This window comes from Streptomyces sp. NPDC111520 (assembly GCF_055635295.1).
In genome coordinates this window covers 308,220-329,820 of sequence record NZ_JBVKBW010000001.1, presented here as the reverse complement: position 1 = coordinate 329,820, position 21,601 = coordinate 308,220, and the positions used below count along the sequence as shown (strand labels likewise).

The following is a 21,601-nucleotide window of genomic DNA, read 5'->3' as shown; positions in this document are numbered from 1 at the left end:
CCATCCACCACCTGCCACGGGGGAACGCATGCGCCACTTCGGGCACCTCGCGCCGGACGTACGGAACGAGCTCTTCCACCAGGAGCCCGCGGAGTTCACCGCGGCCTCCCCGGCCGGCACGCTCGCCGTCGCCCTCGGCGCCACCCTCTACTGCCCGGCCACCCGGTCGCGGCTCGCCGACGACGTGCTCAAGCAGGCCGCGCGCGGGGTCGTCTCGATGGTGCTGTGCCTGGAGGACTCCATCGACGACGGCGACGTCGAGGCCGCGGAGGAGAACCTGGTCCGCCAGTTCGGCGAACTGTCCCACCGGATCCCGGACGGCGACCCCCCGCTGCTCTTCATCCGCGTCCGCACCCCCGGCCAGATCACCGACCTCGTCCGCCGGCTCGGCGACCACGCGTCCCTGCTCTCCGGGTTCGTGCTCCCCAAGTTCACCGAGGAGTCCGGGGTCCCCTTCCTGGAGGCCCTCGCCGCCGCCGAGGCGGACAGCGGACGACGGCTGTTCGCGATGCCGGTCCTGGAGTCCCCGCAGCTGCTCCACCTGGAGACCCGCACCGAGACGCTGTACGGCATCTCCCGCACCGTCGACAAGTACCGCGACCGGGTCCTCGCACTGCGGCTGGGCGTCACCGACTTCTGCTCCGCCTACGGGCTGCGCCGCTCGCCCGACATGACCGCCTACGACGTCCGCATCGTCGCCTCGATCATCGCCGACGTCGTCAACGTCCTCGGGCGCGCCGACGGCACCGGCTTCACCATCACCGGACCGGTCTGGGAGTACTTCAAGCACTCCGAGCGCATGTTCAAGCCACTGCTGCGGCAGAGCCCCTTCGTCCCCGCGGCCGTCGACCTGCGCGAGGCCCTCATCCAGCGCGACATGGACGGGCTGCTGCGCGAGATCGAACTGGACCGGACGAACGGCCTGCAGGGCAAGACCTGCATCCACCCCTCGCACGTCCAGCCCGTGCACGCACTCAGCGTCGTCTCCCACGAGGAGTGGAGCGACGCCGTCGACATACTCCACGAGGACCGCAGCGGCGGGGGCGTGCTGCGCTCGGCCTACACGAACAAGATGAACGAGGTGAAGCCGCACCGCGCCTGGGCCGAGCGCACCGTGCGGCGCGCCGAGGTCTTCGGCGTGGCGCGGGAGGAGATCGGCTTCGTCGAACTGCTCTCCGCGTGCGTGCCGTCGTGACCGACCACAGCGAGAGGGAGAGTGCCGAGCGCATGGCAGTCGAGCACGTCTGGTCCGGGCAGTGGGTCGCCGACCGCCTCGGCGTCACCCTGCGGGGAGAGGGGCTGAGTGGTCTGCTCGGCCTCGCCCTGCGCCGCAACCCCAAGCGGGCGCACCTGCTCGTCTCCAACGTGCTGGGCAAGCACGTGCCGCAGCGCCCGCGGGTCGTCTACGACGCCGGGTACGGGCTCGGCGTGCGCGTGCGGGAGCTGCTGGGCGAGGAGGAGGCGGCCCGTGCCGTGGTGCTCGGCTACGCCGAGACCGCGACCGGCCTCGGGCACGCCGTGGCCGACGGCGTCGGCACCGTCCCGTACCTGCACTCCACGCGGCGCCCGGTCGCCGGGGTCGAGCCGGTCGGCGGCTTCGAGGAGGAGCACAGCCACGCCACCTCGCACCTGCTGCTGCCCGAGGACGCCGGCCTGCTGTCCGGGGACGGGCCGCTGGTGCTGGTCGACGACGAGTTCTCCACCGGCCGGACGGTGCTCAACACGGTCCGGGCGCTGCACGCCCGCTACCCGCGCCGCCGCTACGTCGTGGTCGCCCTGGTCGACATGCGCTCGGAGGCCGACCGCGCACTCCTCGACCGCTTCGCGGCCGACCTGGGCGCGGGCGTCGACGTCCTCGCCCTGGCCTCGGGCACGGTCGTCCTCCCCGAAGGCGTGCTGGAGCGGGGCCAGGCCCTGGTCGCCGCCCATGCCGCCGCCGAGCCGGCCCGCCGGGCCGCGGCCGTGGCCGCGGTGCCGCACCGGGTGCGGCTGGACTGGCCCGCCGGGCTGCCCGACGGCGGCCGGCACGGCTTCACGCCCGTGCACCGCGCACGGCTGGAGGCGGCGCTGCCCTCGATGGCGGCAGGCCTGGCGGAGGACCTGCGCGTCCTCGGCGGCAACCCGGCCCGGCGCGTCCTCGTGCTCGGCAACGAGGAGCTGATGTACGCCCCGCTGCGGCTGGCGCAAGCCCTGCAGGACGCCCTGCCCGCCGCGGAGGTGCGGTTCTCCACGACGACCCGCTCGCCGGTCCTGGCCGTGGACGACCCGGGGTACGCGATACGCACCCGGATCACCTTCCCCGACCACGACGGGCCCGCCGACGGCCCCGGCGAGCGCTACGCGTACAACGTGGCGGGCGCGGGCTTCGACACCGTCGTCGCCGTCGTGGACAGCGCGGGCGACACGCCCGCCCTGCACGCCCCCGGAGGGCTGCTCGCGCAGCTCGCCGCCCACACCGAAAGGCTCCTGCTGGCCGTGGTGCCCTCGTACGAACCCCGCCCGCCCGCCCCCACGCTCCCGGAGCCGCTGCGCGGACCCGCGTTCTCCTCGTACGCCGCCGACGAGGTCGGCTGGCTGCTGAAGGACCTCTCCGACGTCGAGCTGGAGGCGCCCACCGAGGAGCGCGAGGAGGCCATCCAGAGCGGCGGGGCGCACTACGCCGAGTCGCTGCCCGTGGAGTACCAGCCCAGCGCGGAGTACCAGGAGCTGTTCCGGTCCGCGCTGGCGGACTCCGCCGGCCGGATCGCCCGCGCCGTCGGCGCCGTGACCGAGCTGGTGCTCGCCGAACGCGGCCCGGACGCCGTCCTGGTGTCGCTGGCCCGCGCGGGCACCCCGGTCGGCGTGCTGATGCGCCGCTGGGCCCGGCACGCGCACGGCCTGGACCTCCCGCACTACGCCGTGTCCATCGTCCGCGGCCGCGGCATCGACACCACCGCCCTGCGCTGGCTGGCCGGACACCACGACCCCGCCCGTGCGGTGTTCGTCGACGGCTGGACCGGCAAGGGCGCCATCACCCGCGAACTGGCCGACGCCGTGGCCCCGTTCGGGGGCTTCGACCCGGAGATCGCGGTGCTCGCCGACCCCGGCTCGTGCGTCCGCACCTTCGGCACCCGCGACGACTTCCTCATCCCGTCCGCGTGCCTGAACTCCACCGTCTCCGGCCTGGTCTCGCGCACCGTGCTGCGCTCCGACCTGATCGGCCCCGACGAGTTCCACGGCGCCAAGTTCTACCGCGAGCTGGCCGGCTCGGACGTCTCCGGCCTCTTCCTGGACGAGGTGTCGGCCCGCTTCGCCGCCGTGACCGACGAGGTCGCCCGCGACGTCAAGGAACTCCAGGCCGGCGACCGCACGCCCACCTGGGAGGGCTGGAAGGCCGTCGAGCGGATCAGCGAGGAGTACGGGATCGGGGACGTCAACCTGGTCAAGCCCGGCGTCGGCGAGACCACCCGGGTGCTGCTGCGCCGCGTGCCCTGGCGGGTCCTCGCCCGGCGCGGCGCGGGCGGCGACCTGGCGCACATCCGGCTGCTCGCCGAGCAGCGCGGCGTCCCGGTGGAGGAGGTGGACGACCTGCCGTACTCCTGCGTCGGGCTGATCCACCCGCGCTTCACCCGGGGCGCGACCGGAACGGACGGCAAGGCGGTGGAGGCCAAGTGAAGCAACGCCCGGAGATCGTGAAGTCCCTCGTCGCCAGCGACCTGGACCGCACCCTCATCTACTCGCCCTCGGCCCTGGCCCTGTCCATGGCCGACGAGGAGGCACCGCGGCTGCTGTGCGTCGAGGTGCACGAGGGCCGGCCGCTGTCCTTCATGACCGAGAACGCCGCCGCGCTGATCCAGCGGCTCGCCGCCGCCGCCGAGTTCGTCCCGGCGACGACCCGCACCCGCAAGCAGTACCGGCGCATCAACCTGCCGGGCCCGGTGCCGCGGTACGCGATCTGCGCCAACGGCGGGCACCTCCTGGTCAAGGGTCACACCGACCACGAGTGGAACGCCGAGATGCGCCGCCGCCTCGCCGAGGGCTGCGCGCCGCTGGAGGAGGTCCGCGCCTACCTGGCCCGCACCGCGGACGGGTCCTGGCTGCGCAAGGAGCGCGTCGCCGAGGACCTGTTCGTCTACCTGGTCGTGGAGCGGTCGCTGCTGCCCGAGCTCTGGGTGAAGGACCTCGCCGAATGGGCGGAGGAGCGCGGCTGGACGGTCTCGCTGCAGGGCCGCAAGGTCTACGCCGTCCCCAAGCCCCTCACCAAGTCCGCGGCCCTGGCCGAGGTCGTCCGCCGCACCGGCGCCGACCACGTGCTCGCCGCGGGCGACTCCCTCCTGGACGCGGACCTGCTGCTCGCCGCCCACACCGCCTGGCGGCCCGGCCACGGCGAACTCGCCGACACCGGCTGGGGCGCGCCGCACGTCGACGCGCTGACCCTGCCGGGCGTCGCGGCGGGGGAGGAGATCCTGCGCCGGATGCTCAGCGTGGCGCGCCGCTGACCCCGTCCGGCCGCACGACCCGCGTGCACGCGCTGCGCGTCGCCTCGACGCGCAGCGCGTTCGGCCGTTCGCTGGCCTCGATGAAGGCCCGGGCCTCCGACTCGGTGCGACCGCCCGTCAGATGCCGTTCCAGCAGCCGCTCCTCGCGGACCGCCGGGTCGGCCTCGACGAACCACAGCTCGTCCAGCAGGTCCCTGACCTCGTGCCAGCCGGCGGCGTCGTCCGCCAGGTAGTTCCCCTCCGTCACGACCAGCCGGGCCTCGGGCGGCACGGCGATCCCCGCCGCGACCGGCTCGTCCAGCGCCCGGTCGAAGTCCGGCGCGTAGACGGTACGGCCCTGCCACGAGCGCAGCCGCCGCAGCAGGTGGACGTAGCCGTCCACGTCGAAGGTCTCCGGCGCGCCCTTGCGGCCGCGCAGCCCGAGCCGGTCCAGCTGGGCGTTGGAGAGGTGGAAGCCGTCCATCGGCACGTAGGCCGCGGTGCCCGCGCCGAGCCGCGCGTCGACCCCCTCCACCAGCGAACGGGCCAGCGTCGACTTGCCCGCCGCGGGCGCACCCGTCAGCCCCAGCAGAACCCGTCTGCCTGGCATGCTGGGCACCAGGGCGAGGACGTCATCCACGTACATGCCGCCACCTTAAGGAGCAGCCGTGCACGAGACCAAGAACCCGCAGCTCACGCCCGAACTGTACGAGTACGTCCTCCAGCACAACCCGCCCCTGGACCCGGTCCAGGAGGAACTGGTGGAGATCACGCGCGCCCGCTTCGGTGACGCGGCCGCCATGCAGTCGGCGCGCGAGCAGGGCCCGCTGCTGGCCTTCCTGGTACGGCTGACCGGCGCGCGGCAGGTCGTCGAGGTCGGCACCTTCACCGGCTTCTCGGCGCTGTCCATGGCGCAGGCGCTGCCCGCGGACGGGCGGCTCATCGCCTGCGACGTCTCCGAGGAGTGGACCGCGGTCGCCCGTGAGGCCTGGGCCAAGGCCGGTGTCGCCGACCGCGTGGACCTGCGGATCGCGCCCGCGCTGGACACGCTGCGCGCCCTGCCCGGCGATCCCTGGATCGACTTCGTCTACCTCGACGCCGACAAGGACAACTACCTCAACTACTGGGAGGAGCTGGTGCCGCGGATGCGGCCCGGCGGGATCGTCGCCGCCGACAACACGCTCTACCACGGGCGGGTCGTGGACCCGCACGCCACGGGCGGCACGGCGGGGATCCAGGCCTTCAACGACCGCGTCGCGTCCGACGGGCGAGTCGAGGCGCTGCTGCTGACCGTGGCGGACGGGCTGACCCTGGCGCGCAAGCTGTGAGCCGTGGTTAATCTGTGCCCATGCCCCGTTACGAGTACCGCTGCCGCTCCTGCGGCACCACGTTCGAGCTGAGCCGGCCGATGGCCGAGTCCTCCGCACCGGCGGAGTGCCCCGCCGGACACGACGACACCGTCAAGCTCCTGTCGACGGTCGCGGTGGGCGGCACCGCCTCCGCGTCCGCCGCGGCGGCCCCCCGCCCGGCCGCGGGCGGCGGCGGGTGCTGCGGCGGCGGGTGCTGCGGCTGAGGCTGAGGCTGGCTGACGGCGCGACAGCCGAACGGCACGCGGCCGGGGTGCGCTACGGGCGTCCCGAGGCGCGGTCCTCGCGGATGGTGGTGACGACCCGCGCCGCCGCGTCGCGTACCGCCGCCGTCTCCATGAGGAAGTGCCACCAGTCGGGGTGACGGCCCTGGAGGCCCTCGACGGCGCGGTCGAGCCGGGCCACGGCCTCGTCGAGCGGGCGCGCGTGCCGCTGCTCCGGTGTCGTACGGCCCTGCATGGCGAGCCGCTGGGCGTCCCGGACGGCGAACCGGGTCCGCTCGATCTCGCCCTGCGGGTCCTTGCTGACCTCGTTGAGCCGGCGCAGCCGGCCACCGGCCGCGGACACCGCCGCGTCGGCGTCGTCGAGCAGCGCCCGTACCGTGCCGAGCAGGGCCGTCGCGTCCGGCCAGCGCTGCTCGTCCCGGGCCTTCGCCGCCTCCGAGAGCTTCTGCTCCGCACGGCCGACGGCCTCCGTCGCCCGCTCCGGTACGTGCTGCAGGTCCTGCCAGCACGCCATGCTGAAACGGCGGCGCAGCTCGCTGAGGACCGGATCGACGCCCTCCGTGCGGGTGGCCAGGGCCTGCGTGCGGGTGCGCAGCGACACGATCCGCTTGTCGATCTCGCGGGCCCGCTCGGGCAGCCGCTCGGCCTCCGCGCGGATCGCCTCGGCCGTGCGCAGCACCTCGTCGGCCCGCCGGATCGTCTCCTGGACGCCGTGCGTCCCGGCGCCTTGGTTGAGCTTGGTCAGCTCCGGGCCCAGGGCGGCCAGCCGGGCCGCGAGGTCGTCCGCGCGCAGGCCCGAGGCCCGTACCGCGTCCAGCGCGTTGGACGCGGCGAGCAGGGCCTGCCGGGCCCGTTCGACGGCCGGGGCCAGCCGGGCGAGCTGGGTCTCGGCCTTGTCCAGCAGCGGGCCGAGCCCCCGGGCGAAGGCGTCCAGGTCCTGCCTGGCCCGGACCAGGTCGTCCTTCGCCTTGGTGAGCTCGGTGCGGGCGCGGGCCGCGGTGGCGGCCTCCAACTCGTCGCGGTCCAGGTCGTAGGCGTCGACCGCCGCGATGTAGGCGGCGCTGACCTGGTCGATGCGCTCGCCCAGCGAGCGGAAGTCCTCGCTCGCGCGCCGCGCGGCGGGGGAGCTGTCGACCGCGGTGATGGTCTCTATGGAGATCACCAGGTCGCGCTGGGCCGTGTCCAGCTCGTAGAACGCCTCGGCGGCGGCGTCCTTCGCGGCCTGGGCGTCGGCGCGCAGGTTGTCGCCGCGCCGCCACCACGAGCGTGCCGTCGTCACAGTCGCCCTCTCCCGCAGGTCCGCCGCCGGTGGTTGTCCGCTCCAGTCTCCCACCTGGCTGGGACGAATACACGGGTCGGGCGGTTGCGGTCAGCGGCCGGCTTCCGTGACGCTCACCGAGCCGTCGCCCGTACGGACCGTCACGACGTGGCCGCTGCTCTCGTCGCGGGGAACGTCGACGCTGACGTGCCCGTCGCCGGAGCGCGCCGAGACCTTGTAGCTCTGGTGGGGCAGCGCGACGCTGACCCGGCCGTCGCCGCTCGTCGCCTCGACGAGATCGGGCACCTCGTCGAAGGCCAGCTTCACCGAGCCGTCGGAGGTGTGTGCGCTCACCTCGCGGGAGCCGATGCCGTCGGCGTCGATCCGGCCGTCGCCGCTGGAGAGCCGCAGCGGGCCGGTCACGTCCCGGACGACGACCGAGCCGTCGCCCGTGCTGAGCTTCAGCGGGGTGCTGAAGCCGCTCGCCTCCACGCTGCCGTCGCCGTTGACCACCGTCAGGCGTACTCCGCGCGGCACCAGGACCTCGTGCCGCACCGAACAGTTCTGCGCCACGCCCTGGCACTTGGTGCGGAAGCTGAGGGTGTGCCCCCGTATCGACCAGGTGGCCTTCGGGGTGTCCCCGAACACGGCCCACCCGTCGAACCAGCGGGTGACCTGGACCTCGTCCACGTCGGCCGGTTTCACCACGACCGCGCTGTCGGAGGAGTCGATGGTCAGCTCGTTCCCGTCGAGCGCGAAGCTCTTGCGCTCCGGCTCGCTGTCGTCGGAGGCGTTCGCGCAGGCGGACGCCGTACCGATCAGCGCCACGACGCCCGCGGCGGCGGCGATGGTCCTCAACGTGCGGGTGCTCTTCGTCATACCCAGGACGCTACGGAGCGCCCGTTCTGCCCGGAATCAGGGCGCCCACCGGAAGCGGGGTGGGGAAAACCCCCGCCCCGTCCGGGGGTTCCGCGGGCGGCGGCCGTGCTCGTGACGGACGGTGCGGCCGGCCGGGGCCGTTCCGCCGCGCCACGGGCACGCGCCGTCGTTCCCGCGGGCCGCGCGGGCGCCGGGGCTACTCCCCGGCCCGCGCGATCTCGACGTTCTCCAGGACGCCGAGGGCGTCGGGGACGAGGACGGCGGCCGAATAGTAGGTGCTGACGAGATAGGAGATGATCGCCTTCTCGTCGATTCCCATGAAACGCACCGAGAGGCCCGGCTCGAACTCGTCCGGGATTCCCGTCTGGTGGAGGCCGATCACACCCTGGTTGTCCTCGCCGGTGCGCATCACCAGGATCGAGGTGGTGTTCTCCCGGGAAATCGGGATCTTGTTGCAGGGGAGGATCGGGATTCCGCGCCACGACGGGATGTGGTGGCCGTGGAAATCGACGGTGTGCGGCACGAGACCGCGGCTGTTGAATTCCCTTCCGATGGCCGCGATGGCCCGCGGATGGGCCAGCAGGTACTGGGCGTTGCGGCGCCGGCTGATGAGCTCGTCGAGGTCGTCCGGGGTGGGCGGGCCGGAGTGCGTGGTGATGCGCTGCCGGTAGTCCGCGTTGTGCAGCAGGCCGAACTCCCGGTTGTTGACCAGTTCGTGCTCCTGCCGTTCGCGCAGTGCCTCGATGGTCAGCTTCACCTGCTGCTCGACCTGGTTGTAGGGCTGGTTGTACAGGTCGGCGACGCGGGTGTGGACCTTCAGCACGGTCTGGGCGACGCTCAGCTCGTACTCGCGCGGGGCGAGGTCGTAGTCCACGAAGGTGCCGGGCAGGTCGGGTTCCCCGACATGGCCGGAGGCCAGTTCGATGGCCTTCTCGCCGTACTTGTTCTGTGCCTGCTGGGTTCCGGTGACGAAGCCCGCGACGTGCTCGCGCAGTCCGTCGGCCTGCTGCATGACGGACTGGAAGGCCTGGCGCGGCAGGGCGAGCGCGGTGACCGGGGTGGCCGCCCTCGCGGTGTAGTCCCAGGTGCTCTCGGGGCCGGCCAGGCCCTCGGAGCCGAAGTGGTCGCCGTCGGCGATGCTGCCGATCACGCCCTGGCCGTCCCACTTGGCCGGGGCCAGCTTGTTGATCCTGCCGTGGGCGACGAGGAAGACGTGGTCGGCCGGCTCCCCGGCGGCCACGATCGTGTCGCCGGGCGCGTACTCCCGCTGCTCGAACTGCCCGGCGAGGGCGGTGAGCACCGCGTCCTCGGTGAAGCCCCGCAGCAGCGGCAGTTCGCCGAGTTCCGCCGGGATCACCCGGACCTCGGAGCCGGTCTGGACGAAGTCCACCCTCCCGTCGCCCACCGAGTAGCTGAGCCGCCGGTTGACCCGGTAGGCGCCGCCGGCGGCCTCGACCCACGGCAGCACCCTCAGCAGCCACCGTGACGTGATTCCCTGCATCTGTGGCGCAGATTTGGTGGTCGTCGCCAAATTCCGCGCCGCAGCGGTGCTCAGACTCCGCTGAGACTGGCCGTTCCCCGTCGCCGCCTCCGACGCGACACCCGGCTCAACCGTCATGGATGGTCCTTCCCTTGCGGCCTGATGGCCCACGCGCACAAAGGCGTGGTTAAGACAAACAATTCACGGTGGAACGAGGTTTGTTGTGCGGTGGTCCCCCTGCCTTCGGCCGCTTTCCTCCCGGTAACTACCCACCGGGTGGAGCACCCTGCACTCACTCATTCGGGTGAGCGCGCCCGGACGTACGCGTGTGCGACCGCTCGCGCAGGTCGGCAGGGTGTGAATGTGTGGCATGTCCATGATGCGCACGGGAAGGTGAGTGGAACATCTCGTTCCGGGGACGTTTCGTCGCCCCTCCCGGTTAATCGCGTGCTATTCCCGATGCCCACCATCGAAGATGAGGAAAACGTCACGCGCCCCCGAGGGGATCACCTGAGCATGGCTGGCGTACGCTGTACGGCTGAGAGCGGGTCGCAGGAGAACCGCTTCTGCGCGACACCGCCTCACACCCCGGAGGCGCCGCGCACTCGCCAGGAGAGGAGGACGCGGTGTTCGTCGGAGCAGGTTCCCTGTTCGATTCACCGTGGATCTACGCCCTGGTAGCCGCCTCCATCGTGCTCGACGTCTTCCTGCCGGTGATGCCGAGCGGCGTCCTGCTGATCTCGGCCGCCACGGCCGGCACCGCCGCCGGCGGCAGCAACGACCTCCTCGACGTACTCGCCCTGCTGCTCTGCGCGGCCGCGGCCTCCACCCTCGGCGACCTCGCCGCGTACCGCCTGGCCTGGCGTGGCGGCAACTGGATCGACCACCGCGTGGCGCACTCCCGCCGGCTCTCCACCGCCCAGGAGATCCTCGGCGCGGTCCTGTCCCGCGGCGGCGGCGCGCTCGTCGTGCTCGCCCGCTTCGCCCCGGCCGGCCGCTCCGTCGTCAGCCTCAGCGCGGGCGCCGCGCACCGCCGCATACGCGAGTTCCTGCCCTGGTCCGCGCTGGCCGGACTGGCCTGGGCCGCGTACAGCGTGGGCCTGGGCTACGCGGGTGGCCAGTGGCTCGGCGCGGGCTGGCTGGGCACCGCCACCTCCGCCGTCGCCCTGCTCGGCTCCGGCTCCCTCGCCGCGTACGTCTTCCGCCGCGAGCGCCGCGCCCACGCGGTCGTCCCCGTGACGCTGCCCGCGCAGGTCGCGGCCTCGCCCGAGCGGGCCGCCGTCGCCGAGGCCCGCTGACCCGTACCGGCTCGGACCCGGACCCGCCCCGGGTGGTCTCCGCCGGTGGGCGGCCCGCCACGAGGCGTGACAGCATCGGTACGGACATCCACCGGTCTGGGGGGCCCACGGACGGATCGGAGACCCCCGATGCGACTCGGACCGCTCACCGGCCTGGCAGCCGTGATCCTGGCCGCCGTCTCCTACGCGCTCCAGGGGGCCACCCCCGGCATCGGCAGTTCCGGAGTCGCGGTCAGGGCGTTCTACCTCAGCCACGACACCAGGCAGGGCGTCGGCCTCTACCTGCTGCTCATCGCCGGGCTCTTCCTCGCGTTCTTCGCCGGCTACCTGCGGCACGTCCTGGCCGCGTCCGACCGCACCGGCTGGCTGCCCCAGGTCGCCTTCGCCGGCGGCATCCTGGCCGCCCTCGGCTTCTGGATCAGCGCCGGGCTCACCCTCAGCCTCATCGAGGCCAGCGACCGGCCACTGGTCGGCGGCGGCGCCCTCCAGGCGCTCAACGCCCTCGGCAGCGACCTGTTCATGCCCATCCTGGCCGGGATCGGCGTCATGCTGCTCGGGGCGGGACTGGCCGTCTCCCGCAGTGCCGCCGGCGCACTGCCGCACTGGCTGGGATGGGCGGCCTTCGTCCTGGGCGTGCTGATGTTCATCCCGTTCGCCGGCTTCATCGGCCTCGGGCTCGCCGGGCTCTGGGTCATCGCCGTGTGCGTGCTGCTGCTGGCCCCGGGGCGCCCGCAGCCCGCCGGCGGCGCCCCCGGCCCGGACGGCCCCGCCGGTCCGGGTCAGCCGCGCAACGGCGCCCCCCGCTGACGCCCCCGGCTCCAGCGCCGCGGCGGGGGGTCAGCGCTTCCTGCGGTACGCGGCCCCGTCCGCGGAGCGCTCCAGCCAGCCGCCCTCGACCAGGTAGCGGCGCAGGGCCGCGCAGTCGTCGTGCACCGTGCGCAGCGCCTCGTTGACCTCGCGCTCGTGGTAGTCCCGGCCCGGCAGGAAGAGGGTCTCGGTCAGGTGCCGCAGCAACTGCTCACGCCGCGCCGCCCGGCGCGGGACGACCGTCAGCCGCCCCTGCGAGAACAGGGCCGACACCGCATGCGCACCACTCTCGGACACCGCGCACTCCTCCAGGATCAGGACGACTACTCCGTCGCGCAGCGTCCCACGCCTGACCGGCCGCGGCACGCGATTTTCCCTCCCGGCGCCGTGTGGGCACGCCCGGCACGTGGTGCGCGGCCCGCCGGGCCGGTGACGGGCGTGCGCTGAGGCAGGATGGACGCATGAGCGTCGTCAAGATCAATGATCTTGCCGAGCTACGCGCATGAGATGGGGCCGTCGCGGGTCACGCGCGCGTGGTCGGTCACGACGCGCCGGAACAGGTCGTGCCCCGTTCGGCCCGTGTGCCGCAATGCCCAGTCCTGCGCCACCCCGTGCGTGCCCTGTGCCCCTGAGTCCTGGCCGCAGCCGGACGTGACGCAGAACGCTTCGTATGTCACTCCGCCCTCGGGCAGGTGGCGGATGGTGTGATCGACTAAACGGTAGACCGACCGGGGGCTCATCTCCGAACTCCGTGAGCATGGTCGCGCATCTCGACGTTGAGATCGGAGACCCGGGAGAGGTCCCCGCGCATTCGCGCTTCGGTGCGCTGAGTGTCGAGTGCCAGGCACACGTCGCACCCAGCAGTCGGCACGGGGTCGGAATCGAGCCGCAACGGCAGCTCGACCGGCGCCGGCAGGTACCTGGTCGGCTTGGTCATGAGCTGATCTTCGCCCCCGGGGCCGGGACGCCGGAACCTCCCGTGAACCACACTTCGGGACGTCCCGCAACGGGTAAAACGTCCCGGGGAAGGTTGCGCGCCACCAGGAGAGACCGAATGCCCAACGAGAGACTACGAGCCGCCATGGCTGCCACAGGGTGCACGTACGCCGGCCTGGCGGCGAAGGCCGAGGTCGACCCCAAGTCGGTCGAGCGGTGGGTGAATCTCGGCCGGACCCCACGCCGAGAGGCGGCCATGCGTGCCGCCGAGGCCTTGGGTGAAGATGTGTTCGCACTCTGGCCTGCGCTACGGCAGGCACGTGCGGCACGTGCTGTGAGCCCCGAGTTGGTCGCGCTGCACGACCAGCGGGCGGACGTCCCGGTATCCGCATTCTCGATCTGCTGAGCCGAGCGCGTCAGCACATCGACGTGCTGGTGTACGCAGCGGTCTTCTTGCACGAGGCTTACCCGCGTCTCAACGAACTCCTGCGTGAACGTGCCGCCGAAGGATGCGCGGTGCGTGTCGCGCTGGGTGACGCGGACAGCGAGAACGTCCGACAACGGGGCAGCGAGGAAAGGTTCGGACACGGCATCGAATCGCGGTGCCGCCTGGCCCTCATGCATTACTGACCGCTGGTCGGCCTGCCGGGGATCGAGATTCGCACGCACGCCACGACGCTTTACAACAGCATCTTCCGTGCCGATGATCAGGTGTTGGTCAACGCTCACGTCTTCGGCGTGAACGCGTACGCCTCTCCCGTGTGGCACTTGCGTCGCAGCTCCGACGGTGGGCTGTTCGACACCTACGCCGGGAGTTTCGACGCGGTGTGGGCGGCGGCCGCACCCGTAGGAGAGGTCTGACCGATGGCCCGGACCGAGTACTACGACGACGGAAACGCCCCCGAGCCCAACAGTCTGGTTGTCGCCGCTTCGGCCGTCGTGACGGACGACGCAGGACGCATTCTGTTGCAGCGCCGCGCGGACAACGGGCTCTGGGCTCTGCCGGGGGGTGGCATGGAAATGACCGATTCGCTCCCGGGAACGGCCGTGCGCGAAGTGAAGGAAGAAACCGGTCTGGACATCGAAATCACGGGACTTGTCGGCACGTATTCCGACCCGCGACACGTGATCGCGTACACGGACGGGGAAGTGCGGCGACAGTTCAACGTCTGTTTCACGGCGCGCATCACCGGTGGCTCGCTCGCGGTGTCCTCCGAATCCACGGAGGTGCGCTTCGTGGACCCGGGTGAACTTGACGCGCTGCCCATCCACCACACGCAGAGGTTGCGCCTGACGCACTTCTTGGAGCACCGGGATCGGCCCTATCTTGGCTGAGCAAGCGAGGTTCGGCAGTGAGTGAATGAGGATTCCGTATGGAAGTGACGCTTCGGAGGATCCCGGCGACCGACGTCGGGAGAGGGTTCGAACACGTGGTGTCCGGATTCTCCGGCGAAGGCGAGGACGGCGACCGGGAGTGTTGCCTCGGTCGTGAATGGGTGGCGCTGGAGAAGGTCTTGATCCCGCTGGGGGAGGACGGGATGGGCGAACTGGCCGTGCGGTTCGGTGACCTGCTGGGGGATGACGATCTTGGCACCGTCTGCCTCTACTTGCCTCCGGACGAGGTCGTACTCGTTTCGCATTTCCTGAAGCCGCTTGATTTCGAAAAGGCCGTAGCGGATCAGGCCGGAGGGCTGGCCGCGTCATTCCGTGGCGGTCGAATTCCGGACGGATACCAGGAATCTCTCGTCTTTTGTCTGCACCGGCTCAGGGATCTTTATGCCGAGGCGGGGCGGGCGGGGGAAGGCGTCGCGAAACTCATTGAGGCGTGATCCCTCGCGTCCTGCGCCTGGGGGGCGACTTGCTGTCGTCATCGCGCTGTCCGGACCGCCGGATGTAGGAGACTGCACTCACAGGTCCAGAAGGAGCCCGTCCGGGTCCCCTTGGTGAGAGGTGTCGCGTGCCCAGCGTCGTCAAGATCAACGTACTGACCGTCCCGGCCGAGCAGCGCGAGGTGCTGGAGCAGCGGTTCGCCTCGCGGGCGGGCGCCGTCGAGAGTTCGGACGGCTTCGAGTGGTTCGAGTTGCTGCGTCCGGTCGAGGGCACCGACCAGTACCTCGTGTACACGCGCTGGCGCAGCGAGGAGGACTTCCGCAACTGGATGTCCGGTCCGATGCAGGCCGCGCACCGCGAGGGCGGCGGCGAGGGCGGCGAGCGCCCCAGGCCGGCCGCCACCGGGTCCACGGTGTGGTCCTTCGAGGTCGTCCAGCAGGCCGCGCCGAAGCAGGCCTGAGCCCGCGCGGCGCCCCGTCCTGCGGGGCGCCGCGCACCCGGCCCCGGGAAACCGCCTTGCCGTCCGCGATCACCGGACGTCAGGCTGTGACCATGGACAGGCCGCTGCTCTTCCTCGACGTCGACGGCCCGCTCAACCCGTACGCGGCCAAGCGCACCCGGCGGCCCGTGGGCTACACCACGCTGCGGGTCCCGGTGGCCGGCGTCTCCGCACGTCCGCTGCGGGTGTGGCTCAACCCCGCGCACGGCGAGGCGCTGCTCGGGCTGGGATTCGAACTGTGCTGGGCCACCACGTGGATGGCGGAGGCCAACCACTGGATCGGCCCGGTCATCGGTCTGCCCGAACTGCCGTACGTCGACTTCGGTGCCGCGCTGTTCGCGCACCGCCCCGACCTCGTCCACTGGAAGACCGAGGCGCTGGTGGCGTACGCCGCCGGACGGCGTTTCGCCTGGGTCGACGACGAGCAGAGCCCGGCCGACACGGACTGGGTCGCCGCCCACCACCCCGGCACGGCCCTGCTGCACCACGTCGACCCGCGCGTCGGGCTGCGCGAGCCGGACTTCACCGCGCTGGCCGCCTTCGCCGCGCTCGCGCCATGACCGTCCCGCCCGCTCACGCCGCCGGGCGGTGGGGGCCGGGCCGGTCCTGGTCCTGGCCGCAGAGCTCGGTGGTGAGCCGGGTGAGCAGGGCCGCCAGGTCGGCGTGGTGTTCCGGGTCCCAGTCGCCGAGGAGTTCGGCCAGCACCTTGCGGCGGGCCTCGGTGAGCAGGGCCACGACCTCCTGACCGCGTTCGGTGAGGTACAGCGGGTTGCCGCGGCGCGCGGCGTAGCGGTGTTCCTCGATCTCGAAGGCGGCGGCCTCGATGACGTCGTAGGGCACGGTGGTCTGCACGGCGAGGTCGACGGGGTCGGCGGAGCCGGTGCGGGCGATGTACAGCAGCAGCCAGCCGGAGGCGGGCTGGAGGCCGAGGCCGGTCAGGTCGGTGATCCGTACGTACAGGTCACGGCGGGCCTCCCGGCTGCCGAGCACGCTCAGGCCGCGGGCGATCTCGTCGAGGGAGGAGCGGTCGACGGGGTTGGCGCCGATCGTCTCGCTCGCGTCGGGCACGGTGACGGTGCGCCGCAGCGGCTGCTCCTTGAGGAACCAGGCCACGACGAAGGCCAGCGCGCAGACCGGCACCGCCCACAGGAAGACGCTGGTGATGGCGGTGGAGTACGCGTGCAGCACGGGGTCGCGCAGGGACGCCGGGAGTTGCCGTACGCCGCGCGGATCGGACTGGACCATGGCCGGGTCGAAGCCGGGCGGCAGGGCGAGACCGCTGAGGGCGGCGGTGATCTCGCGGGCCAGGTTGGTCGCGAAGATCGTGCCGAAGATGGAGACGCCGAAGGCCGCGCCGATGGAGCGGAAGAAGGTGGCACCGGAGGTGGCGGCGCCCAGGTCGGCGTAGCCCACCGCGTTCTGCACGGCGAGGATCAGCACCTGCATGACCAGGCCGAGCCCCAGGCCGAAGACGAGCAGGTAGCTGCTGAGCGCCCAGACCGCGGTGGTCTCGTCGAGCCGGTGCAGCAGGAACAGCCCGAGGATCGTGACGGCGGTCCCGGCGATCGGGAAGACCTTGTAGTGGCCGGTGCGGGAGACGATCTGGCCGGAGGCGGTGGAGGCCACCAGCATGCCCACCACCATGGGGATCATGTGCACGCCCGACCAGGTCGGCGAGTAGCCGTGGACGACCTGGAGGAACGTCGGCAGGAAGGTCAGCGAGCCGAACATGGCGAAGCCGATGACGAACGAGATCACCGAGCACAGCCAGAAGGTGCGGATGCGGAACAGCCGTAGCGGCAGCACCGGTTCCTCCGCCCGCCGCTCGACGAGGACGAAGACCCCGGCCAGCAGCACGCCCAGCACCGCCAGACCGATGACCTGCCAGGAGCCCCAGGCCCAGGTCGTGCCGCCCAGTGAGGTCATCAGCACCAGACAGGTCGCCGCGGCCGCCACCAGCACCATGCCGCCGTAGTCGATGCGGTGCGTGGTCCGCCGGACCGGGATGTGGAGCACGGTGGCGATGACGGCGAGCGCGACGATGCCCAGGGGGAGGTTGACGTAGAAGACCCAGCGCCAGCTGAGGGTGTCCACGAACAGCCCGCCCAACAGCGGCCCGAGTACGCTGCTCGCGCCGAACACCGCCCCGAACACGCCCTGGTAGCGCCCCCGGTCGCGCGGTGGCACGATGTCGCCCACGATCGCCATCGACAGCACGATCAGCCCGCCGCCGCCCAGGCCCTGCAGCGCGCGGAAGGCGATGAGCTCGCCCATGCTCCGGGACAGGCCGCACAGCGCGGATCCGATCAGGAAGATCACGATGACGGACTGGAAGAGCTTCTTCCGCCCGTACATGTCGCCGAGCTTGCCCCACAGCGGGGTGGCGGCGGTGGAGGCCAGCAGGTAGGCGGTGACCACCCAGGAGAGGTGCTTCAGTCCGCCCAGGTCGCTGACGATCGTCGGCAGCGCGGTGGAGACGATCGTCTGGTCGAGGGCGGCGAGCAGGAGGCCGAGGGCGAGCGCGCCGATCGCGACGTACACCGCACGTTTGTCGGTCACTTCGGCCGGGCCGTCCCCCGCGGCCCGCCCCGCCGGGGCAGTGGTGTCGTCCTGCGCCATAGGGACTCGTTCCGCTCGGGCACCGGGGCTCCGGTACCGCGTTCACGTCACTTCTTCATAAATATTCACACCCTTTCCACGAGATTGGCTCCGTTTGTACGACCGGAGGGGCCGGAGGCGCCTGGGCACCGGGCCCGCGCGGTCTGCATAATCACTGCGTCTGTCAGGGGATGGGGAGGGGGCGCCGGTGGCGTCTGACAAGCCGGGGTCACCGGCTTCGCAGGAGGAGCACGAGTACGAGTCCCTCCGGGTGCGGCCGTACGTGCCGGGACCCGAGGGCTACGCGGACGCGGAGGAGGCCGTCCCGGCCGCCGTCGCGGCGGGGGCGGCCGAGGCCTTCCCGTCGCACGACGCGGGCCCGCCGACGGCACCCCTGCCGCCCGTGCCGCCGGAGGGGGCCGGCGGGGCGGCCGGGCAGGAGGAGGACACCGACCTCATCGACCTCGGCACGGTCTCCTCGGACCGGCTGCCGGTGCCGGTGGCCGCCACGTCCCGCGAGCTGGTGCCCCATCCCTCCCGCGCCGAGGGCAGGCGCCGCGCCGGGGCGCACCGCCGCCGTCGGGGCGCGCTCGTCGCCGGTGCGGGCATCGCGGCCGTCGGCCTCGCCGTCGGCGCGGTCTTCCTCACCGCCCAGCTGACCGGCGTGCCGGACCGCACCGAGGCGGCCCCCGACCAGGGCGTGTCCGAGCCGGCGGTCGAACTGCCGTCCTCCGCGCGGCCCTCGGCCTCCGTCTCGCGCTCGGCCTCGCCCAGCGTCACCGCCTCCACGCTCGCCTCGGCGAGCGCCTCGGCCTCGGCCACGACCGGCGCGCCGACGCCCAGCGTGACCGCGTCCCGGCCGACGGCCTCCGCGAGCGGTCAGGTCTCCCAGGCCCCCAGTTCCGCGCCGCCGCCGGCCGCGCCCGTGACGCTGCAGCGCGGCGACACCGGCCCGGCCGTGGTGGACCTGCAGAACCGCCTCAAGGCGATGCGGCTCTACTACGGTCCCGCCGACGGCGACTACAGCCGCAAGGTCGGCGACGCCGTGTCCCGCTTCCAGTTCTTCTACGGGGTCAAGGGCGACCCGCAGGGCGTCTACGGGCCCAACACCCGGGCCGCCCTGGAGGCGAAGACCGGGTCCACGCAGGACCCGGACCCCGACGGGGACGAGAACGGACACGGCCGGGACTGACCGGCCGCCGCGTTCCGCACGACGACGCCCGCCCCGGACCGCACCCGGTCCCGCGGCGGGCGCCGCCGTGTCCGGCCCGCGGGGGCGCTCGGGCAGGATGGGAGCGTGGCGATCGACGACTTCGGGCTGAGGGGCTTCCAGCTCGTACTGCTGCGGCGCATGGCCGACCACCGGCCCGAACTGGTGGAGGAGGCGCTGCGCACGCTCGGGGCGAGCCGTGGCGAGATGCGGGAGGCGAACCGCCGCTGGCAGGCCTGGGGGCACGCCAAGGGCTTCCCGCGCGGTGAGCGCCGCTACCGGACGGTGCTCGGGCCGCCCGAGACGGTGCTCCGGCGCCAGGTGGGCGACCTGACCTGCCCCGCGCTGCTGTGGCCGGTTCCGCTGTGGCCGACCCTGCGGTACGAGGTGCTCTGCGCTCCGGGCGGCGGGGCGGTCTGGAACGAGTGGCTGGTCCGCGCGCCGGGGGAGCGGGGGCCGCGGCTGTCGGGCCTCGCCGACCTCGCGCCCTGGTCCTGCACCGTCGACGAGGTGGCCCGGGCCTTCCCGCCCGCGCGGCCCCTGGAGGGCGACGCCCCCACCCGCTGGCGGCTGCAGTTCACCGACCCGCAGGCCCCGCCCGGGGCGGCGCCCCGGACCGCGGGCTTCACCCACGGACTGCTGCAGTACGTGGACGGGGCGGACGCCGCGCGGTGACCCGCGTCGCGCGCTGGAGGGGCGCGGCCGGCCCGCGAGCCGGACACGCCGGCGGGCACCCCCCTGGCGGAACCGCCGCACGGTTTTGTATCGTGTAGGAACAAAGTGGTTCCGCCCGTTTCCCCTGACCGGCGGGCGGGCCACTTGCTTGTACGTCCGAGGGAGTTCCATGCTGTCGCCGTCCACCGTCGTCCCCGCCCGCGCCCTTCTGCTGGACATGGACGGCACGCTGGTCAACTCCGATGCCGTGGTCGAGCGCTGCTGGCGCCGGTGGGCCGCGACGCACGGGCTCGACGGCGACGCCGTGATGAAGGTCGTCCACGGCCGCCAGGGCCACGCCACGATGGCGGTGCTGCTCCCGGACCGCCCGATGGCGGAGAACCACGCCGACAACGCCCGCATGCTCGCGGAGGAGACCGCCGACGTCGACGGCGTCGTCCCGGTCGAGGGCGCCCCGGCGTTCATGGCGGCGCTGCAGGGCCGCCCGCACGCCCTGGTGACCTCCGCGGACGAGGCCCTCGCCCGGGCCCGCATGGGCGCCGCCCGGCTCCCGATGCCCGAGGTCATGGTCACCGCGGAGAGCGTCAGCGCCAGCAAGCCCGACCCGGAGGGCTTCCTCAAGGGCGCCGCCGAGCTGGGCTTCGGCCCCGAGGACTGCGTGGTCTTCGAGGACTCCGAGGTCGGCATCGCGGCCGCCAAGGCCGCCGGGATGCGGGTGGTCGGCGTGGGGCCCCGCGCGGCGGCCCACGGGCCGACGGTTCACGTCGACCACCTCGCGCAGGTGCGCGTCGAGGCCGCGGCGGACGGGACGCTTCTGCTCCACATCGGCTAGGCATCGGTGCGGGCCGGTTGTCGTGTGCGGGTCCGTTGCGCCTGCGGCGGGCTGTTCCCCCACCCTCCGCCCTCCCCCCAGCCTTCGGCCGGGGGGACCCCCATCCGGCACGATTGGTGCGGGCCTGCGTACGTCGTTGTGGGGTCGGTGCCGCGCCGGCGCACTCCCCCAGCCTTCGGCCGGGGGGACCCCCAGAACGCTCGCGCTTTACCCCAACATCCTTGGGCACCGGACTTAACCGCTCGTCTCCCCCAGCCTTCGGCCAGGGGGAGCACCCCGACACACCCCCTCCCGTCGTATGGGCGCACAACGGCCGGGGGGTGCCCCTATCTCGTTGGTCAAGCCGTGTGGGCGCGTGAGGGGCCCTCCGGTGGAGGCGTCAGTCGTGTCGGCTCCGGCGTATCCGTAGGTCCAGCCGGCGGCAGTATCGGGGGCAGGGACGGCTTCGTAGATGTGCCAGGCAGCAGGGCTTCCAGGTGTCTGTCCCTGGCCGCCGCGAGCACGAAGGCGTGCGGGCGGAAGCCCGTCTTGGCTGAGCTGGACGATTTTGGTCCGTCCGTTGAATGGGCCGCCGGTCACCTTGATGCCAACGGTGTTGTTGACCACCTCGCCGGCGAGCCAGCGGTGGATGAGTTTCATGTGCTCGGAATCCTCGGCCTCCATCTCCGAAGCTGATCACGCGCCTGTCCGCAGGACAAGAAGGTCTCAAGTCGCTGCGGCGGGACGGGACTCATAGAAGGTTCCATCGCGGAGCATCGCGAACAGGACGTCCGCCCGCCGTCTGGCGAGGCAGAGCAGGGCCTGGGTGTGGTGCTTGCCCTGGGCGATCTTCTTGTCGTAGTAGGTCCGCGATGTCGGGTCGGCCAGGGCCGCGAACGCGGAGAGGAAGAAGGCCCGTTTGAGCTGCTTGTTCCCCCCTCTTGAGGGCTGTTCGCCGCGGATCGACGAGCCCGAACTCCGGGTGGCAGGGGCGAGGCCGGCATAGGCGGCGAGGTGGCCGGCGGTCGGGAAGGTGCTGCCGTCGCCGACCTCGATCAGGATCCGGGCTCCGGTCCTGACACCGACTCCCGGCATCGAGGTCAGGACCTTGAAAGAGGGTGGTCCTCCAGCAACTCCTCGATCCGCCTGGCCAGCAGTTTCCGCTGGTCGAGCACGGCCGTCAGCGGTCCGTCGATGCCTCCGGCCCCGGTGACACCACCCCCCGGATCATGAACAACAAGGGGGGGAAGTCATGCCGGGCCCGAAGGCCGG

24 protein-coding genes and 2 pseudogenes are annotated in these 21,601 nt (G+C 72.6%); 16 read left to right on the top strand and 10 right to left on the bottom strand.

What is annotated here, in order from left to right:
• The first annotated feature begins 28 nt into the window (after nt 1-28).
• From ACZ7MY_RS01530 to ACZ7MY_RS01520, 3 genes are read left to right on the top strand one after another with little or no spacing between them, the layout of a single operon-like run.
• Nucleotides 29-1,195 carry an HpcH/HpaI aldolase/citrate lyase family protein gene (locus ACZ7MY_RS01530; protein ID WP_499598656.1) on the top strand — a complete coding sequence of 389 codons (1,167 nt, stop codon included), beginning with the start codon at nt 29-31 and terminating at the stop codon, nt 1,193-1,195.
• A gap of 32 nt (nt 1,196-1,227) precedes the next feature.
• Nucleotides 1,228-3,654: a phosphoribosyltransferase gene (locus ACZ7MY_RS01525; protein ID WP_499598655.1), complete on the top strand. Its 2,427-nt coding sequence runs from the start codon at nt 1,228-1,230 to the stop codon at nt 3,652-3,654.
• On the top strand, nt 3,651-4,478 hold the full coding sequence (locus ACZ7MY_RS01520) for an HAD family hydrolase (protein ID WP_499598654.1): 828 nt from the start codon (nt 3,651-3,653) through the stop codon (nt 4,476-4,478). Before ACZ7MY_RS01525 ends, ACZ7MY_RS01520 begins: the two co-directional genes overlap by 4 nt.
• On the opposite strand, the gene ACZ7MY_RS01515 is transcribed toward ACZ7MY_RS01520, so the two are convergent.
• Nucleotides 4,459-5,103: a nucleoside/nucleotide kinase family protein gene (locus tag ACZ7MY_RS01515; RefSeq protein WP_499598653.1), complete on the bottom strand. Its 645-nt coding sequence runs from the start codon at nt 5,101-5,103 to the stop codon at nt 4,459-4,461. The genes ACZ7MY_RS01520 and ACZ7MY_RS01515 overlap by 20 nt on opposite strands.
• A 22-nt stretch (nt 5,104-5,125) precedes the next feature.
• On the opposite strand from ACZ7MY_RS01515, the gene ACZ7MY_RS01510 reads away from it, so the two are divergent.
• Together ACZ7MY_RS01510 and ACZ7MY_RS01505 are read left to right on the top strand one after the other, a co-directional pair.
• Nucleotides 5,126-5,785, top strand: coding sequence for an O-methyltransferase (locus tag ACZ7MY_RS01510; RefSeq protein ID WP_499598651.1), 660 nt, complete (start codon nt 5,126-5,128; stop codon nt 5,783-5,785).
• Nucleotides 5,786-5,805: 20 nt separating this feature from the next.
• Nucleotides 5,806-6,030, top strand: a complete 225-nt coding sequence (locus tag ACZ7MY_RS01505) for an FmdB family zinc ribbon protein (RefSeq protein WP_499598650.1) — start codon at nt 5,806-5,808, stop codon at nt 6,028-6,030.
• Nucleotides 6,031-6,082: 52 nt separating this feature from the next.
• On the opposite strand, the gene ACZ7MY_RS01500 is transcribed toward ACZ7MY_RS01505, so the two are convergent.
• From ACZ7MY_RS01500 to ACZ7MY_RS01490, 3 genes are all read right to left on the bottom strand, one after another.
• Nucleotides 6,083-7,327, bottom strand: a complete 1,245-nt coding sequence (locus ACZ7MY_RS01500) for a hypothetical protein (protein ID WP_499598649.1) — start codon at nt 7,325-7,327, stop codon at nt 6,083-6,085.
• A gap of 90 nt (nt 7,328-7,417) precedes the next feature.
• Nucleotides 7,418-8,185 carry a DUF4097 family beta strand repeat-containing protein gene (locus tag ACZ7MY_RS01495; RefSeq protein WP_499598647.1) on the bottom strand — a complete coding sequence of 256 codons (768 nt, stop codon included), beginning with the start codon at nt 8,183-8,185 and terminating at the stop codon, nt 7,418-7,420.
• Between the two features lie 196 nt (nt 8,186-8,381).
• Nucleotides 8,382-9,803 (bottom strand): family 2B encapsulin nanocompartment shell protein, encoded by a 1,422-nt coding sequence (locus tag ACZ7MY_RS01490; protein ID WP_499598645.1) that lies wholly within the window; start codon nt 9,801-9,803, stop codon nt 8,382-8,384.
• A gap of 488 nt (nt 9,804-10,291) precedes the next feature.
• On the opposite strand from ACZ7MY_RS01490, the gene ACZ7MY_RS01485 reads away from it, so the two are divergent.
• Both ACZ7MY_RS01485 and ACZ7MY_RS01480 read left to right on the top strand, forming a co-directional pair.
• Nucleotides 10,292-10,963, top strand: a complete 672-nt coding sequence (locus tag ACZ7MY_RS01485) for a DedA family protein (protein ID WP_499598644.1) — start codon at nt 10,292-10,294, stop codon at nt 10,961-10,963.
• 129 nt (nt 10,964-11,092) lie between these two features.
• A complete protein-coding gene (locus tag ACZ7MY_RS01480) occupies nt 11,093-11,770 on the top strand; it encodes a hypothetical protein (protein WP_499598642.1) in 678 nt (225 codons plus the stop codon).
• Nucleotides 11,771-11,800: 30 nt separating this feature from the next.
• Here ACZ7MY_RS01480 and ACZ7MY_RS01475 read toward each other — a convergent pair whose 3' ends face one another.
• The 3 genes from ACZ7MY_RS01475 to ACZ7MY_RS01465 form a co-directional block, all read right to left on the bottom strand.
• Entirely contained in the window at nt 11,801-12,067 is a 267-nt protein-coding gene (locus ACZ7MY_RS01475; protein WP_499598640.1) for a DUF2087 domain-containing protein, read from the bottom strand.
• A 197-nt stretch (nt 12,068-12,264) separates the two neighbouring features.
• The gene (locus ACZ7MY_RS01470; protein WP_499598639.1) at nt 12,265-12,510 is read right to left on the bottom strand and encodes a DUF7848 domain-containing protein; all 246 of its coding nucleotides are present in this window, start codon (nt 12,508-12,510) and stop codon (nt 12,265-12,267) included.
• Complete coding sequence (locus ACZ7MY_RS01465; RefSeq protein WP_499598637.1) at nt 12,507-12,707, bottom strand: hypothetical protein; 201 nt, start codon at nt 12,705-12,707, stop codon at nt 12,507-12,509. Before ACZ7MY_RS01465 ends, ACZ7MY_RS01470 begins: the two co-directional genes overlap by 4 nt.
• 117 nt (nt 12,708-12,824) lie before the next feature.
• Between ACZ7MY_RS01465 and ACZ7MY_RS01460 the strand changes: the two are divergent.
• The 5 genes and pseudogenes from ACZ7MY_RS01460 (at nt 12,825) to ACZ7MY_RS01440 (ending at nt 15,595) form a co-directional block, all read left to right on the top strand.
• Nucleotides 12,825-13,567, top strand: a pseudogene (locus ACZ7MY_RS01460) (XRE family transcriptional regulator).
• A 3-nt stretch (nt 13,568-13,570) separates the two neighbouring features.
• The gene (locus ACZ7MY_RS01455; RefSeq protein ID WP_499598635.1) at nt 13,571-14,041 is read left to right on the top strand and encodes an NUDIX domain-containing protein; all 471 of its coding nucleotides are present in this window, start codon (nt 13,571-13,573) and stop codon (nt 14,039-14,041) included.
• A gap of 38 nt (nt 14,042-14,079) precedes the next feature.
• On the top strand, nt 14,080-14,535 hold the full coding sequence (locus ACZ7MY_RS01450) for a hypothetical protein (RefSeq protein ID WP_499598632.1): 456 nt from the start codon (nt 14,080-14,082) through the stop codon (nt 14,533-14,535).
• A gap of 128 nt (nt 14,536-14,663) precedes the next feature.
• Nucleotides 14,664-14,996 (top strand): antibiotic biosynthesis monooxygenase family protein, encoded by a 333-nt coding sequence (locus tag ACZ7MY_RS01445; RefSeq protein WP_499598630.1) that lies wholly within the window; start codon nt 14,664-14,666, stop codon nt 14,994-14,996.
• Nucleotides 14,997-15,088: 92 nt separating this feature from the next.
• Entirely contained in the window at nt 15,089-15,595 is a 507-nt protein-coding gene (locus tag ACZ7MY_RS01440; RefSeq protein WP_499598627.1) for a hypothetical protein, read from the top strand.
• A 13-nt stretch (nt 15,596-15,608) separates the two neighbouring features.
• Here ACZ7MY_RS01440 and ACZ7MY_RS01435 read toward each other — a convergent pair whose 3' ends face one another.
• A complete protein-coding gene (locus ACZ7MY_RS01435; RefSeq protein ID WP_499598625.1) occupies nt 15,609-17,654 on the bottom strand; it encodes an MFS transporter in 2,046 nt (681 codons plus the stop codon).
• A 187-nt stretch (nt 17,655-17,841) separates the two neighbouring features.
• Between ACZ7MY_RS01435 and ACZ7MY_RS01430 the strand changes: the two genes are divergently transcribed.
• The 3 genes from ACZ7MY_RS01430 to ACZ7MY_RS01420 all read left to right on the top strand — a co-directional run bounded on the left by ACZ7MY_RS01430 (nt 17,842) and on the right by ACZ7MY_RS01420 (nt 20,350).
• Nucleotides 17,842-18,825 carry a peptidoglycan-binding domain-containing protein gene (locus tag ACZ7MY_RS01430; RefSeq protein WP_499598622.1) on the top strand — a complete coding sequence of 328 codons (984 nt, stop codon included), beginning with the start codon at nt 17,842-17,844 and terminating at the stop codon, nt 18,823-18,825.
• A gap of 159 nt (nt 18,826-18,984) precedes the next feature.
• On the top strand, nt 18,985-19,518 hold the full coding sequence (locus tag ACZ7MY_RS01425; protein WP_499599330.1) for a hypothetical protein: 534 nt from the start codon (nt 18,985-18,987) through the stop codon (nt 19,516-19,518).
• 169 nt (nt 19,519-19,687) lie between these two features.
• A complete protein-coding gene (locus ACZ7MY_RS01420; protein WP_499598620.1) occupies nt 19,688-20,350 on the top strand; it encodes an HAD-IA family hydrolase in 663 nt (220 codons plus the stop codon).
• Nucleotides 20,351-20,584: 234 nt separating this feature from the next.
• Here ACZ7MY_RS01420 and ACZ7MY_RS01415 read toward each other — a convergent pair whose 3' ends face one another.
• A complete protein-coding gene (locus tag ACZ7MY_RS01415; RefSeq protein WP_499599328.1) occupies nt 20,585-20,929 on the bottom strand; it encodes a DUF8847 domain-containing protein in 345 nt (114 codons plus the stop codon).
• Between ACZ7MY_RS01415 and ACZ7MY_RS01410 the strand changes: the two genes are divergently transcribed.
• Nucleotides 20,879-21,025 (top strand): hypothetical protein, encoded by a 147-nt coding sequence (locus ACZ7MY_RS01410; protein WP_499599375.1) that lies wholly within the window; start codon nt 20,879-20,881, stop codon nt 21,023-21,025. The two genes, ACZ7MY_RS01415 and ACZ7MY_RS01410, sit on opposite strands and share 51 nt — an antisense overlap.
• Nucleotides 21,026-21,055: 30 nt before the next feature.
• Here the strand turns inward: ACZ7MY_RS01410 and ACZ7MY_RS01405 are convergent.
• Nucleotides 21,056-21,513 (bottom strand): annotated as a pseudogene (locus ACZ7MY_RS01405) (transposase); the annotation flags it as partial.
• Between the last annotated feature and the right edge of the window lie 88 nt (nt 21,514-21,601).

Bases quoted from the DNA above. Each gene is read 5' to 3' on its own strand.
- ACZ7MY_RS01530 (WP_499598656.1), top strand. From the start codon at position 29: ATGCGCCACTTCGGGCACCTCGCGCCGGACGTACGGAACGAGCTCTTC.
- ACZ7MY_RS01525 (WP_499598655.1), top strand. From the start codon at position 1,228: ATGGCAGTCGAGCACGTCTGGTCCGGGCAGTGGGTCGCCGACCGCCTC.
- ACZ7MY_RS01515 (WP_499598653.1), bottom strand. From the start codon at position 5,103: ATGTACGTGGATGACGTCCTCGCCCTGGTGCCCAGCATGCCAGGCAGA.
- ACZ7MY_RS01505 (WP_499598650.1), top strand. From the start codon at position 5,806: ATGCCCCGTTACGAGTACCGCTGCCGCTCCTGCGGCACCACGTTCGAG.
- ACZ7MY_RS01495 (WP_499598647.1), bottom strand. From the start codon at position 8,185: ATGACGAAGAGCACCCGCACGTTGAGGACCATCGCCGCCGCCGCGGGC.
- ACZ7MY_RS01490 (WP_499598645.1), bottom strand. From the start codon at position 9,803: ATGACGGTTGAGCCGGGTGTCGCGTCGGAGGCGGCGACGGGGAACGGC.
- ACZ7MY_RS01480 (WP_499598642.1), top strand. From the start codon at position 11,093: ATGCGACTCGGACCGCTCACCGGCCTGGCAGCCGTGATCCTGGCCGCC.
- ACZ7MY_RS01470 (WP_499598639.1), bottom strand. From the start codon at position 12,510: ATGAGCCCCCGGTCGGTCTACCGTTTAGTCGATCACACCATCCGCCAC.
- ACZ7MY_RS01465 (WP_499598637.1), bottom strand. From the start codon at position 12,707: ATGACCAAGCCGACCAGGTACCTGCCGGCGCCGGTCGAGCTGCCGTTG.
- ACZ7MY_RS01455 (WP_499598635.1), top strand. From the start codon at position 13,571: ATGGCCCGGACCGAGTACTACGACGACGGAAACGCCCCCGAGCCCAAC.
- ACZ7MY_RS01450 (WP_499598632.1), top strand. From the start codon at position 14,080: ATGGAAGTGACGCTTCGGAGGATCCCGGCGACCGACGTCGGGAGAGGG.
- ACZ7MY_RS01440 (WP_499598627.1), top strand. From the start codon at position 15,089: ATGGACAGGCCGCTGCTCTTCCTCGACGTCGACGGCCCGCTCAACCCG.
- ACZ7MY_RS01435 (WP_499598625.1), bottom strand. From the start codon at position 17,654: ATGGCGCAGGACGACACCACTGCCCCGGCGGGGCGGGCCGCGGGGGAC.
- ACZ7MY_RS01425 (WP_499599330.1), top strand. From the start codon at position 18,985: ATGGCCGACCACCGGCCCGAACTGGTGGAGGAGGCGCTGCGCACGCTC.
- ACZ7MY_RS01420 (WP_499598620.1), top strand. From the start codon at position 19,688: ATGCTGTCGCCGTCCACCGTCGTCCCCGCCCGCGCCCTTCTGCTGGAC.